The organism is Pseudomonas sp. PsB, from assembly GCF_043658375.1.
In the GTDB taxonomy this organism is placed as follows: Bacteria; Pseudomonadota; Gammaproteobacteria; order Pseudomonadales; family Pseudomonadaceae; genus Aquipseudomonas; species Aquipseudomonas putida_Z.
Genome location: NZ_JBIGLU010000066.1, coordinates 1 through 12,735, shown reverse-complemented (window position 1 = coordinate 12,735; position 12,735 = coordinate 1). Strand labels below are relative to the sequence as shown.

15 protein-coding genes are annotated in these 12,735 nt (G+C 63.4%); 10 read left to right on the top strand and 5 right to left on the bottom strand.

Annotated features, from left to right (window positions below; translation table 11 throughout):
• Positions 1-62: 62 nt before the first annotated feature.
• Positions 63-779: a hypothetical protein gene (locus ACGLHT_RS29445; RefSeq protein ID WP_394520755.1), complete on the bottom strand. Its 717-nt coding sequence runs from the start codon at positions 777-779 to the stop codon at positions 63-65.
• 859 nt (positions 780-1,638) lie between these two features.
• On the opposite strand from ACGLHT_RS29445, the gene ACGLHT_RS29440 reads away from it, so the two are divergent.
• On the top strand, positions 1,639-1,953 hold the full coding sequence (locus ACGLHT_RS29440) for a DUF736 domain-containing protein (RefSeq protein WP_021204054.1): 315 nt from the start codon (positions 1,639-1,641) through the stop codon (positions 1,951-1,953).
• Between the two features lie 318 nt (positions 1,954-2,271).
• Here ACGLHT_RS29440 and ACGLHT_RS29435 read toward each other — a convergent pair whose 3' ends face one another.
• Positions 2,272-2,565 (bottom strand): helix-turn-helix domain-containing protein, encoded by a 294-nt coding sequence (locus ACGLHT_RS29435; protein ID WP_071533935.1) that lies wholly within the window; start codon positions 2,563-2,565, stop codon positions 2,272-2,274.
• A 319-nt stretch (positions 2,566-2,884) separates the two neighbouring features.
• Between ACGLHT_RS29435 and ACGLHT_RS29430 the strand changes: the two genes are divergently transcribed.
• The 9 genes from ACGLHT_RS29430 (at position 2,885) to ACGLHT_RS29390 (ending at position 10,359) form a co-directional block, all read left to right on the top strand.
• Positions 2,885-3,235 carry a DUF2958 domain-containing protein gene (locus ACGLHT_RS29430; RefSeq protein WP_021204052.1) on the top strand — a complete coding sequence of 117 codons (351 nt, stop codon included), beginning with the start codon at positions 2,885-2,887 and terminating at the stop codon, positions 3,233-3,235.
• 343 nt (positions 3,236-3,578) lie between these two features.
• Positions 3,579-4,349 carry a DUF2285 domain-containing protein gene (locus ACGLHT_RS29425; RefSeq protein WP_021204051.1) on the top strand — a complete coding sequence of 257 codons (771 nt, stop codon included), beginning with the start codon at positions 3,579-3,581 and terminating at the stop codon, positions 4,347-4,349.
• A 114-nt stretch (positions 4,350-4,463) separates the two neighbouring features.
• A complete protein-coding gene (locus tag ACGLHT_RS29420; RefSeq protein WP_023083109.1) occupies positions 4,464-4,748 on the top strand; it encodes an AlpA family transcriptional regulator in 285 nt (94 codons plus the stop codon).
• A 26-nt stretch (positions 4,749-4,774) separates the two neighbouring features.
• Positions 4,775-5,620 carry a replication initiator protein A gene (locus tag ACGLHT_RS29415; protein WP_031270617.1) on the top strand — a complete coding sequence of 282 codons (846 nt, stop codon included), beginning with the start codon at positions 4,775-4,777 and terminating at the stop codon, positions 5,618-5,620.
• Between the two features lie 265 nt (positions 5,621-5,885).
• Positions 5,886-6,524, top strand: coding sequence for a ParA family partition ATPase (gene parA, locus ACGLHT_RS29410; RefSeq protein WP_021204048.1), 639 nt, complete (start codon positions 5,886-5,888; stop codon positions 6,522-6,524).
• A complete protein-coding gene (locus tag ACGLHT_RS29405; RefSeq protein ID WP_031270616.1) occupies positions 6,521-6,784 on the top strand; it encodes a hypothetical protein in 264 nt (87 codons plus the stop codon). Before parA ends, ACGLHT_RS29405 begins: the two co-directional genes overlap by 4 nt.
• Entirely contained in the window at positions 6,781-7,338 is a 558-nt protein-coding gene (locus ACGLHT_RS29400) for a DUF2840 domain-containing protein (RefSeq protein ID WP_021204046.1), read from the top strand. The genes ACGLHT_RS29405 and ACGLHT_RS29400 overlap by 4 nt, the downstream gene beginning before the upstream one ends.
• Positions 7,335-7,934 (top strand): S26 family signal peptidase, encoded by a 600-nt coding sequence (locus ACGLHT_RS29395; protein WP_021204045.1) that lies wholly within the window; start codon positions 7,335-7,337, stop codon positions 7,932-7,934. Before ACGLHT_RS29400 ends, ACGLHT_RS29395 begins: the two co-directional genes overlap by 4 nt.
• Before the next feature lie 436 nt (positions 7,935-8,370).
• Positions 8,371-10,359 (top strand): relaxase/mobilization nuclease and DUF3363 domain-containing protein, encoded by a 1,989-nt coding sequence (locus tag ACGLHT_RS29390; protein WP_021204044.1) that lies wholly within the window; start codon positions 8,371-8,373, stop codon positions 10,357-10,359.
• A gap of 83 nt (positions 10,360-10,442) precedes the next feature.
• Here ACGLHT_RS29390 and ACGLHT_RS29385 read toward each other — a convergent pair whose 3' ends face one another.
• The 3 genes from ACGLHT_RS29385 to ACGLHT_RS29375 are packed head-to-tail and all read right to left on the bottom strand — an operon-like array spanning position 10,443 to position 12,642.
• Positions 10,443-10,961 carry a flavin reductase family protein gene (locus ACGLHT_RS29385; RefSeq protein WP_059318564.1) on the bottom strand — a complete coding sequence of 173 codons (519 nt, stop codon included), beginning with the start codon at positions 10,959-10,961 and terminating at the stop codon, positions 10,443-10,445.
• Positions 10,962-10,964: 3 nt separating this feature from the next.
• Positions 10,965-11,852: a sugar phosphate isomerase/epimerase gene (locus ACGLHT_RS29380; RefSeq protein ID WP_021204042.1), complete on the bottom strand. Its 888-nt coding sequence runs from the start codon at positions 11,850-11,852 to the stop codon at positions 10,965-10,967.
• Positions 11,836-12,642: a TIGR03571 family LLM class oxidoreductase gene (locus ACGLHT_RS29375; RefSeq protein ID WP_223822194.1), complete on the bottom strand. Its 807-nt coding sequence runs from the start codon at positions 12,640-12,642 to the stop codon at positions 11,836-11,838. The genes ACGLHT_RS29380 and ACGLHT_RS29375 overlap by 17 nt, the downstream gene beginning before the upstream one ends.
• Between the last annotated feature and the right edge of the window lie 93 nt (positions 12,643-12,735).

Below are 12,735 nucleotides of genomic sequence, written 5' to 3'. Positions count from 1 at the left end.
TGATCGACGGCCCGCTTTCAAAAGCAGCAAGGGCTGAAGTCGACCGGAAATACAGGGTTACTTCAGACCTTCCCTAAACGGCTCTTTGTAACACCAAGCAGTCCGAATTCCTGAACAAATCCATGGAGAGGTTTGTCGATTGTTGCGAAATGAATTCGCATTTTCATTCCTCTGCTTATGCCCGCCAACTCTGAAAGATTGACAATCACCATCAGGTCGGCCAATGCGTTATAAATCCTCGCATTTCTCTTAGGATCATTCTGTTTGGGTTTCTTAGGTTTTAGCACTCCATGCGCATTCTTGTTTCCATATAAAGTCGACAAGCCACACAGCATGATTGGGTGGCCAATTTCCATATCTCGCTTAGATGCGAAATTTAAAATATCCTCCCTAACCTCTTTAGCTTGGGCCGGGCTGCGCGGCTGATGCAACGTATCTTGTAGGTATGCGACGATTTCTGAATTTTTCAGAAAAGAGTCTCTCTGATGAGTTGTGATACCCCAGGAGGCAAGATTGTTGAAGGCTTCAAAAAAACCTGAATCAACGCGAGCCTTCTTGAAGAACCCCTTAGCTATGTCACCTTCAGCGAACATGCCGGAGGATGCTTGACTCATGTCTTGAGGAATCCCAAGTCGGCCTTCGATGTTTGAAAGAAGAAGGCTTATGGCACTTCCTTTTGTATCCAGTGATTTAATGAAATTTTTATCTTCGATGCTGCAATTTTTGAAGCCTGATGAAATTTTGGATACGATATTTCTGTCGATCATATAAACACGCATGACTCGACAACCTCCTTGCCTGATGAGCGGTTCCCAACGGGAAAATGGCTAAATATTCAGTCATAGAATGATGCCGTAAATTGCTTGAGCGTGTCGGCGCACAGCGCCGCCGGGCTTTCGGGCTGCGCCCCGTGCCGGCAAGCCGTCACGGCCATGCGGCTTCAATCCCTCACGCCTTCGCGCCTGCGGCGCTGCGTGCTTCGCTTGCCTCCAGGGGAAAGCCCTGCGGGCTATCCCCGCCGCGCGCAGCTTGGCGCCCCTTAATACCGCCGAACCGGCTGCGCCGGATCGGCCCGGCAAGCGTCCCGCCGCGATGGACGGGTGCTGGCGAACACGCTGGCGCTTGCTGCGGCAGGTTGTTCGGATGCGTGCCGTCCTCAACGCTGGCGGTTCTCGCCCATCACGTCACGAAGGACGGTTCACGAACATCCCGCCCGGCATCGCTATGGAGCTTCCACGCCACGCCTCAAAACCGGCGCCGCAAGGTGCGGCAGGGGCGCTCTCGCCTGTCGTTGGGTGGTTGACCTGGCCCGCGTCAGCGGGCGAGCCGGAGAAGCCTTCGGGCGGGGATGCCGAGCCGGCCCCATCTTCTTTCGGAGCGGTTCGGCCCAAGGCGTCCTTGTCTCGTTGTGAATCCTGGCGGGGGCGCGGCTGCGCCTCGGGCTTCATGGCTGCAACCGTCCGGCGAAAACAATTTCCCCGCCGCTGCGCGGCTTCCTCGCGCAGCAAATTCTTTTCGCCTCCCGGCTCTCCACTGCGTTGCGACCGCAGGCGGTGCAGCCAGCCCGTCCCCCGCCGGCCGGATCACAACAAGGACGCGATGGGCGCGAACCTTGTTCAACCGAAAGGAGAAAACATCATGGCCAACATCGGCACCTTCACCGCAGACAAAGACGGCTTCACCGGCACGCTTCGCACCCTGACGCTCAACGTCAAGGTCAAGCTGGTTCCCAACGACAAGGGCAACAGCGAGAACGCCCCCGACTTCCGCCTCCAGGCCGCCAGCCACGACATCGGCGCGGCGTGGAAGAAGACCAGCGAGGCCGGGCGGGAGTACCTGTCCGTGACCCTCGACGATCCTTCGTTCCCGGCGCCGGTGTATGCCCGCCTGATCGAAGGCGAGGACGGCACGCACGACCTGATCTGGTCGCGCAGCAGGCCGCAAGCGGCCTGACGGCCACCCCAAGCATCCCGCCCATTGCGGCGGGGTGCAGCGCTGCTTATCGCAGCACCGAACACGCGGCAGCGGGAAACCGTCAGCTCGCGCCCGATCGTTTCTGGTTCCGGTATTGCCGCAGTCATATTCAGCAGGTTCAATGCCCGTGGAGGCAAATCCAAGATGGCGTGTCGGCGCTGCTAGCACCGCCGGGCTTTCGGGCTGCGCCCCGTGCCGGCAAGCCGTCACGGCCATGCGGCTTCAATCCCTCACGCCTTCGCGCCTGCGGCGCTACGCGCTCCGCTTGCGGAATCCAGTCTTACACGCCGACGCGCGCTACGGCGTGCTGCGCTCTTTCAACACCGCCTCAAGCTCCTGGCGTACCCGCGCCAGCAGCTCATCGGTCTTATCCGTGCTGTCGCCGGCATAGGCCAGCGTCAGCAGCGTGAGCGGATGCACCTCCATGACCTCGCACAGCTCGGTCAGCTTGTGCAGGGTCGGGCTTTTCAAGTCGCGCTCCAGCGAACTCATGTAGGTGCGGCTAGACACGTCCGAAAACGCTTCCTGGCTCAAGCCCCGCGCCTTCCTGACTGTCCGTATCGCCGTCGCCAATGAGTGTTTCGCTGTCACCAACTTGGTTTCCCCATAAAAACCAAGATGACAGTCCATTGCGCCCTATAGGGCTACAATCTATAGTGTTCATTTATGGCTGAGAGGCACGCTTTCGTGCTTTTACGGAAATCCGCATATGCGGATTTCCTCAAACCCGTGGAGCCACATCCGTGTCTTTCATGGCCTGCACAATTCCGCTTCTGCGCTTCCGTGCCTGTACGGATTCGACGGCTTACGCCTTCGTGCTTTCGCACGAAAGCACGCATCCATTTCGCCGCTTCCGTGTTTTGGCAGGAAGGCTCCTCCTTGCATCGTCGGATTCGTGGGAGCGCCAACCATGACCCAACCGCTCATCACTGCCGAACAGCACGCACAACTGCTCGCCGTTGGCGAGGCGCGCGCCAACGGCCAGAGCATCGACCCGATGCCCGTGGTGCGGCTATTCACCCCGGACGCGCACGCGACCTGGTTGCTGGCCGCGCTCGATCCTACCGATGGCGATACGGCCTACGGCCTGATCGACCTCGGGATCGGGATGCCCGCCTTGGGAACGGTGAAGCTGTCCGATCTGGCTGCCATCGTCGGGCCGTGCAAGTGGCCCGTGATGCGCGACAGTTACTTTCAACCTGCGCGGCGACTATCGGAATACGTGCGGCTGGCGCAGGAAAACGGCTCGATCATGGATTGATGCAAGCCAGCGCAGCCGGGTCAAACGGGCGCATCGTGACTATTTCGGTCTTACCCAAGACCGGGCAGGTCTGAATCCACATCCTTGCACCGAAGCGGTGCGCTTCTGACGCAAACAGTCATGATCTTTGGCGCGGGCTGCTGCACCGTGCGCCATGCCGCGCACCATTTTCGTGGCGGCGCAGCCGTCGCATTCAGACGATTTCAGCAATGCCCCGGAGCGAATCTGTCTTGACACCAGTAGTTACAGCTTACCCCGATTTCGATGACAACCTGATGGTGATTCGATAGCTCCCGCACGACGGAATCCAGGCGACGCACCCCAAGCACAGGGAGGTTCCGTCATGACTAATCGCAGCGTCGAACACTGGTATCCGACAGCGGCTTATCTCTACGTTCTGCACCAGGGCGGCCCCGCGCTGGCCTGGGAGTACCTGCGCCGAAACCCTGACTACCGGCGCGACTGGCTGCACCGCCGCCGCCGACCAGATACGGCGCATCGTTGGGGCTTGCGCCTGCTGGAAGATCCCGCCCTGGATGCGCGCGACGCACATCCGGCGTGGTTCCCCGATCACGATGGCGTGATCCAGCTCTACCCGGACGACGACCCGCCGCCGGATGCCGATGCCTTCGAGTTCTGGAACGTCCCAGGACGCAAGCACCTGATCCATGATGGCAAGCGCCTGATGCTGACGGCGCAATGGCCCGGCTGCTGCGTGCGGCTCACGCTCACGCCGAGCATGGCCGACGGAATGGCCTACCTCTACGCCATCCGAGGCTGCACTACGCCTTGCGCACGCTATCGCGCACTGGCGGCTGGGCTGGATGCGTTGTCCACTGCAACCGGGGCCGCGCCTGCGGCGGCGACCCGCTCGCGGCCCACGCACGCCGCAGTGCTGGAACTGCACACCTTGCAGGCACTCGACGCGACCCTGGCGGGCGCGTCCTTGCGCGAGGTTGCCGAGGGGCTGTTCGGCGTTGATGCCGTCGCGGCCGATTGGCACAAAGACAGCGCCTTGCGTGCCCGCGTGCGGCGCTTGGTGCGCCGGGGCGATGCGCTGATGCGCGGCGGCTACCGCCGCCTGGCACAGCTTCCGCCGTTCCCGTCGCATTAGGAGGGGGGACGTTTCGCGCCCCCTGCAAATCGTCCCTTAGCAAGAAGCCTTGCTTTCTTGAAAGTGCCTCTATCCGGCCGCGTGGTGTGGCCGGGCTTGATGGAGGTACACCCCATGCGACCCTCTCCCTTGCGGCCTGCCGCCGCTACTGTCGCTGCGCCCTCGCAGCCCCAACGCTACCTGACCAACGACGAAGCCGCCGAGTATCTGCGCCTCAGTCCTCGCACGCTGGAGAAGCAGCGCGTGATCGGCGGTGGCCCGAAGTTCCGCAAGTTCGGTCGCCGCGTCATGTACGCAGTAAGCGACCTCGATGCCTGGGCCGACCAGCGCAGCTACGAGGCTACATCCGACCCGGAATACGCCGAACGCCACGCGGGTGACTACCGTGATGGCCGCTGATCGTCGGCGCGTGGGTGGCCTTCGCCATGTCCGGCCCTCCAGGGCAAGCCTTGCCGCAGTGCGAACAGCTCGACCTGTTCCGCGCGCTGCCGGGCGACATGGCGCCACGCGACAGCCAGGACTTGATGGCCTTTCCATTCTTCTCGCTGGCGAAGTCGCGGCGCATCGCGCCGATCGACTTCCGCAGCGGGAACATCACCATCCGCGTGGAAGGCACGGCCGAGCACGGCATCGCCACGATATGGGATGCCGACGTTTTGATTTGGGCGGCCTCGCAGATCGTGGAGGCACGCGACGCGGGCATTCGCCCGTCGCGCTGGATACACGCCACGCCCTACGAGATCCTGCGCTTCATCGGGCGCGGCACATCCCTCAACGACTACCTGCGCCTGAAAGCGGCGCTCGACCGGCTGCAATCGACCAGTGTGGCCACGTCCATCCGAGAAACCACGGGCAGGCGCTTGCATCGCTTTTCGTGGATCAACGAATGGCGCGAACTGGCCGATGCCAGCGGCACGCCGCTGGGCATCGAGCTGATCCTGCCGGACTGGTTCTATGCCGGCGTGCTCGACGCCGCCCTGGTGCTGACCATCGACCCGGCTTATTTCCGCTTGAAGGGCGGCATCGAACGCTGGCTGTACCGCTTGGTACGCAAGCACGGCGGGCGGCAGGAACACGGCTGGCAATTCGACTTCCGGCATCTGCATCGCAAATCCGGCAGCGCGGCTCGCTTCTCGGACTTCGCCTACGACCTGCGCGTGCTGGTGGCACGGCAGTCGTTACCCGGCTACGTCCTCGGCATCGAGCGCATGCCGGACGACAACACCGAACTGCTGACCTTCCGGCCCGTGCTGCATACGGCACGGGGATAACTGCGGGAAAAGCTGTGGACGGCCTCGTGCTATCAGGAGTACCCGGTATCGTGCTATCGGGAGTACGCCTATCGTGCTATCAGGAGTACGAAAACGCCGCAAAGCCAGTAATGGCGCGGGTTTTCAGCCTCTCTAACTTACCTAACTATAAATCTCTAACTTTTAGTAGAAGCGCACCGTTTCGGTGGACAACCGCCAAACGGCACAGCGAACAGCGTTTTGCAGGGCAGGCGAATCCCGGCTTTCCAGCATGGGAGGCCGCGTCATGATCTTCGCGCTTCTCAATCAGAAAGGCGGCGTCGGCAAGACCACGCTCGCCACGCACATCGCGGGCGAACTGGCGATGCGCGGTCTGCACGTCATCCTGCTGGATGCCGACCCGCAGGGTTCCTCACTGGACTGGACGCAGCGCAGAAGCCAGCAGGGCTTGCCCCGGCTGTTCAGCACCGTGGGCCTCGCCCGCGAGACGCTGCATCAGGAAGCGCCGGAGCTGGCCCGCCGCGCCGATCACGTCATCATCGACGGCCCGCCGCGCATCGCCGCATTGGCGCGTTCCGCGCTGCTGGCGGCCGAGCGCGTGCTGATTCCCGTGCAGCCCAGTCCGTATGACCTGTGGGCCAGCGCCGAGATGGTGGCGCTGATCCGCGAAGCGCAGGTGTTCCGGCCTGCGCTGCACGCGGCCTTCGTCATCAACCGGCGCGTCAGCACCACCATCATCGGCAGGGAAGCGCGGCAATCGCTGGCCGAACAGCCGCTGCCGGCGCTGCGCAGCGAAGTGCGCCAGCGCATCGTCTTCGCCGACAGCGTGGCCGCTGGCCGGCTCGCCCGCGAGACGGCGCCCGACAGCGCCGCCGCCCGCGAGATCGCCGTGCTCACCGATGAACTGCTGCGGTGGCCGACATGAGCATCCCGCGCAGCAAGCGCGTCGGCATCGGCGCACGTCCGCCCGCGAATCCGCACGCCGAGGCGTGGATTCGCCAGGGCGATGCCGATGCGCTCAACAAGGGCGACCTTTATACGGCCCGCCTGACGCTCGACGTGACGCCCGCGCTACGTGCACGCATCAAGATCGCCGCCTTCGGCCAGGGCGTGACCGTGGCCGAGTTGCTGCGCGGCTTGCTGGAACGGGAGTTCCCCGACAAGCGCCCGGAGAACCTGCCATGAACGCATCCGCCTTGCCTGCCGCTCACGCGGCGACGGCTGCACCGGCTGCTGCGCCGCCGCCTTCGCTTTCGACGCTCGCCGGCCAGGCCGGCAGCGTGCCGCTGACGCGCGTATCGCTCGCCTACATCGAACCGCGCTTCAAGCTCTACCTGCGTTTCGGCGAACCGGCACGCACGTTGCGGCTCGACCGCTGGCGGCGCTGCGCGGTGTTCCTGCCGCGTGCAATGTTCTGCCGCGTGCGCTGGGAAGCAAACGACTACGGCACGATCCGCTGGCAGCTCATGGTGATGCAAGCCGCCACGCCGCTGGACGACATGCAGCGCATCCCCGGCGTGCGGCCCGGCGCACGCCTGCTGCTGCACGCCGAAGGCGAAAACGCGGTGCGTGCCGTGCTGGAACGCATCGACGGCATCGAAGGGCAAGGCATCGCCGCCATCGACGTGTCGCCAGCGTACTGGCGCACGCTGGGCAACCGTCTGGCGGCCCGCCTGGCGCTGCCCGAATACACCGCCGAGCGGCACGCCGCCTGGCTGGCCGGAAAGGCGCTGCCATGACGACCCAATCCAACACCCCATGCACGCACGAAGTCGCGCCGCAACCTCGCTCGCGCCTGCGCGTTCGCATCGTGCTGGCGGGCTTCGCCGCCGTCGGCCTCGCTGCGCTGGCCTGGGCGGCTTTCGTGTCGCCGCTGCCGCGTCTGACCTACAACCCGTCCGACAGCGTGGCGGTCGGCTGGTATCGCATCGAACCGTTCGACCCGCGCACCGCCTCGCTGCCACGTCCGTTGTCCGTGGACAGCATCGTGCTGGTGCCGCTGCCCGACAGGGCCGCCATGCTGGCTGCGCAGCGCGGCTACCTGCCGACCCGCGTTCCGCTGCTCAAACGTGTGGGCGCGGTCGCGCCGCAACACGTTTGCATCGTCGCCGGGCAGGTACGCATCGACGGCGTGCCTGCGGCCGCCGCGCTGCCTGCCGACCGGCTGGGCCGGCCGCTGCCATCCTTGCAGCTTTGCCGCCGCCTCGAATCGGGCGAGCTGTTCCTGTTGAGCGTGACCAATCCAGCGTCGTTCGACAGCCGCTATTTCGGGCCGGTCAGCGCATCCGCCGTGATCGGCGTCGCGCATCCGGTCTGGCTGGAGGCTCGCCCATGATGGCCGCCGACTCGCTGTACGTTGCCGTGCATCTTGTCGTGCCATCGGGCATGCCGATCCAGTGGCTTTCCGCGTGTCGTCGCGCGTGCAGTGCGAGCGCATCCGCGCTGCACTTCGCGCTGCCTTCCCATGTGCAGGCGTCTTGCCTCGAACGCGCCCGGCCTGCGGCCGTGTCCGCGTTCGCCGGTGCGCTGGCTGCTTACGCAGCAGCGCCGCCGGGCCGCCGCTGCCCGGAGCGCCAGCGAGGGGCAAAGGCGGAAGGCAAGACAAAAGGACGCGGCACCGGGCCGCGTCGAAAGCCAGTCTGCACGTGGGGGTGGTGCGGCACGCAGCGGCTTTGCCGCCGTGCCGCTTGGGGCGCGAGGGTCGCGCCAATGCAGGCATGTCCGCGTGCTTTGCACGACAGGACACGCCGTAGCTTGCGAGGAGCGCAGCCATGACCGACCGCCGCGACGACGATTTCCGCGTGCGCCCCAGAGCCCCGAAGAACCGGGGCAAGGGCCAGGGCCAGAGCTTCGTTTCCAAGGTGCTCAAGCAGGCGGGCAAGGCCAGCGGCGGCAAGTCCTCGATGCGTCATTCCGCAGCCGGCGGCGGCGCACGCGCCGGCCAGCGGCCTGGTTCACGCCTGGGGCGCGGCCACACGGCGGCGCGTTTCGCGGGCGCGAAGCTGACGCCCATGTCGCGGCGCGTGACCATCAAGACGCTGCTGGTCAATCACCAGCGTGCCAGCCCGCAATCGCTCGCCAAGCACCTGCGCTACATCGAGCGCGACGGCGCGGGCCGCGACGGCGAACCGGGCCGGGCCTACGGGCCGCAGACCGACGAAGCCGACCTTGACGCCTTCAAGGAGCGGGCCGCCGACGACCGGCACCATTTCCGCTTCATCGTCTCGCCCGAGGACGGCGCCGAACTGGACGACCTTCGCACCTACACCCGGCATCTGGTGGACCGCATGGAAGCCGACCTGGGCACGCGGCTGGATTGGGTGGCGGTCGATCACTGGAACACCGATAACCCGCACACCCACCTGATCGTGCTCGGACGTGACGACACCGGCAAAGACCTCATCATCGCCGGCGACTACATCGCCCACGGCTTCCGCCATCGCGCCGCCGAACTGGCGACCGAATGGCTGGGGCCGCGCACCGAACTGGAGATCCAGCAGACCTTGCAGCGCGAGGTGGAACAGGAGCGCTGGACGAGCCTCGACCGCACCCTGCAACGCGAGGCCGGCGAGGATGGCCGGGTGCAGATCGAACGCTTCAACGAACCCCGGCTGCAACGCCAGCGCCTGCTGCTGATCGGCCGCCTGCAACGCTTGCAGCGCCTGGGCCTGGCCGACGATACGCAGCCCGGCACCTGGGCCGTCCATGCGGATGCGGAAAAGACCCTGCGCGCCCTTGGCGAACGTGGCGACATCATCCGCACCATGCAGCGGGCCATGCGCGGCGAGCCGCGCGAACTGGCGGTGTTCGAGCCGGGAGACGATGGCCGAACCATCCTCGGGCGCGTTGCAGCGAAGGGGCTGGCCGACGAGCTGCGCGACCGAGGCTATCTGGTCATCGACGGCGTGGACGGCAAGGCCCATTACGTCGCGCTCAACACCCGCGACGAGCTGGCGAACTACCCGGCCGGGGCCGTGGTGGAGGTGAAGGGATCGGCCGACGTGCGCGCGGCCGACAGGAACATCGCCGCGCTGGCGAGCGATGGCCTGTACCGCACCGATCACCACCTGGCGGTGGCACAGGGCCCGGCCGTCCCCGGCCGTGACCCGCAAGAGGTCGTGACAGCTCATGTCCGCAGGTTGGAAGCCCTGCGCCGGGCCGGCATCGTGGAGCGCATGGCCGAGGGGTTATGGAAGGTGCCTGGCGACCTTCCCGAGCAGGGCCGGCGCTACGACGCGCAGCGTCTGGGCGGCGTGGCCGTGGAGTTGAAATCGCACCTGCCCATCGAGCGACAGGTGCGCGTCATCGGGGCCACCTGGCTCGACCAGCAGTTGATTGGCGGCTCGGGCCTGGGTGATCTGGGCTTTGGTGCAGAGGCCAAACAGGCGATGCAGCAGCGCGCCGACTTCCTGGCCGAACAGGGTCTGGCCGAGCGACGCGGACAGCGCGTGATTCTGGCGCGCAACCTGTTGGACACGCTGCGCAGCCGGGAGCTGTCACAGGTCGCCAAGGACATTGCCGCTGAAACCGGCCTGGAGCACCGGCCCGTGACAGACGGCCAGCGTGTGGCCGGCATCTATCGCCGCAACGTCATGCTCGCCAGTGGGCGGTACGCGATGCTCGATGATGGCTTGGGCTTCTCGCTGGTGCCGTGGAAACCCGTGATCGAACAACGCCTGGGGCAGCAACTTGCCGCGACGGTGAGCGGTGGCGGCGTGGCGTGGGAAATCGGACGGCAGCGGGGAATGGGCATTGGCTAATGCTCGAAGAGTCTCAGCCACATAACCCGGCAGGCTGTCTAGAGATATGCCGAGGCAGTTGTGAAATTCTTCGCTGCATATCTTCAACGGGTTGGATCTATGGCCCGGAAGCGGCCATCCAGATAGACGAGTGGATCGGCATATGCAGATGTGAGCACACGCTCGACACTGGCCAGCATTACCGAGTGGGTGCCGACTGCATGGTGTTCAATCAGCTCACAGAACAGCGAAGCCTGCGCCCCTTGCAGATAGGGCAACCCATTGACTTCATCAAATCGCCAGGCTTCATGATCGAAACGGTCGGTCCCCGTGGCGCTACGGCAGTGCACCGCAAGTACCTCCTGTTCTGCGCGGAGTACATTGATGCAGAATCGTCGAGCAGCCAGCAGCGGCCCATGGATACGGGTTTGCTGACCAATGCACACTAGAACTGTGGGCGGCTCCAGTGAGACTGATGTGAATGAACTGGCGATCATTACGTGTCCGTGGCCATCGGGAGCGATCGACGTGATTAGCGTCACCGTGGAGGCCACGCCGCGCATCGCCTGCCTCAATTGGGCAGCAATCAAAGGGTGTTGGGACATGTAGGTGCGCTCAATCATAGGTTACGGGTGCGTTTCACGCTTGGCCCAACCAGGGTGCTTTGTCAGCAAACCCAACATCTCGTCCATCGCGTCATAGGAGCGTTTGAGCGTGCTGTATGGATTCCCCCCGACCAATGTGCCGTCATAGCCGACGGGGCCGGTATAACCGAACGACTTGGCAAGTCCAAGAAGTGCGAAGTTGTCGAGTTCTCCTGCATCGAGCGCCTCGAAAGTGGCAATACGACTCCAGCCAAGTGGGCTGCGGGTTGCGCCGCTGAGAGTCAATTCCCGCATGAAGGGTGTTGACGCCATTAACGCTGGCGTCGGGTCTACTGCCTGATAGCCCTCCGTCGGGCTGCCTGCATTGGTTTCGTAGCCATACCAGTGATAGCTTGGAAACACGATGCCGAGATTCGGATGGTTCACGACCGAGCAGATCTGTGCCGCAATGGAGTAATGATCCATCCAGAAGCCCAGATGAAAATACAGCAGGATGTTAATTCCGCGCCGTGCGCAAATCTCAAGTGCCCGACCAAGGAAGTCCTGCAATACCTTGTCGTCCGGTGCCTTTCGATGATTTGAACCGTGGCCTGCCGTCCTGATTCCAAGATTGACAGCCTTCACGCCTTCCATCTCCTCAAGCATCCGCAAGAGTCCTGCGTTGATGGGATGCTGTGGGCCCTGATCCAGGTCGATCACCACATACACGCTAAAGACCTCCAAACCGAAACGATCTTTCACGGTGGATAGACGCTTTGCGGTTTCCCATCGGCTCCCTGACCAGACGGCATAGGTCAGGCCGTCATAACCGATGTCAGCCAGCATTTCGCATTGGACATCGAAGGCATAGGTACCAGCCGAAGAAGTAAAAGCGAGATCCCAGGCAAAAATTTTATGACCGTGCAGCATCCTGCGCCTCCTCCAAATGGGCAGTAGCGTGCGCCGGAAAGTGCGGTACGACATGCTCGCCAAGTTCCTGAACAATCTCATGCGCCGGACGTGTCGCGTATTTCAGGTTGAGGCCAATATGATTAACCCCAATATCGCGCAAGCGGCTGAAGTAGTCAGTAAAGAATCGGTGACCAGCCCGAAACCCGAGGAAGATGGGCGACGGGGGTTCATCGGGATTCTCCGACAGGTCAATATAGAAGGATTGCGTGAAGGGTTTGAATCTTGGTGTCAGCGACCGCCAATTCTTGATTGTCATGGCTTGCTGCGCGATATTTTGGGGATAGTAAAGCCAGCCATCCCCATGCTCGGCAATCCATTCGACCGACTGGCGTGAATGACCAGTCACCATCACGGGAATGTCTCTCAACGCCGGTTTCGGCAGCGTATCTGCACCCGACAAGTTCACTCGGGGCGTGGAGATTTCCGGGAAGTCCTCACGCCAGGCTTGACGCAACACAGTCAATGCTTCTTGGAACAACGTGGCTCGCGCATCCATTGTCTGACCGAAGGCCGGGAACTCTGTTGGCCGATCACCCGTGGCGATACCTAGCACCAGGCGCTGATTTGACAAGCGGTCGATCGAGGCTGCTGCTTTGGCCACAAGCAAGGGATGACGCAGAGTGGTGATGACGCTGCCAGTTGCGAGCGCGATGCGCGACGTCTGTGCCGTGACGTAGCCCATGAATGGCCACAGGTCATGGATGTGACCCACGTCGCCAAAAGACGGGACATTGAGAAATACGGGTATACGGATTTAATGGTTGGGGTATACGGATTTAATGGTTGATGGGGCACCTTCACCCCATCAATCTGATACCACCCTCAGATGGTTGATAGATCG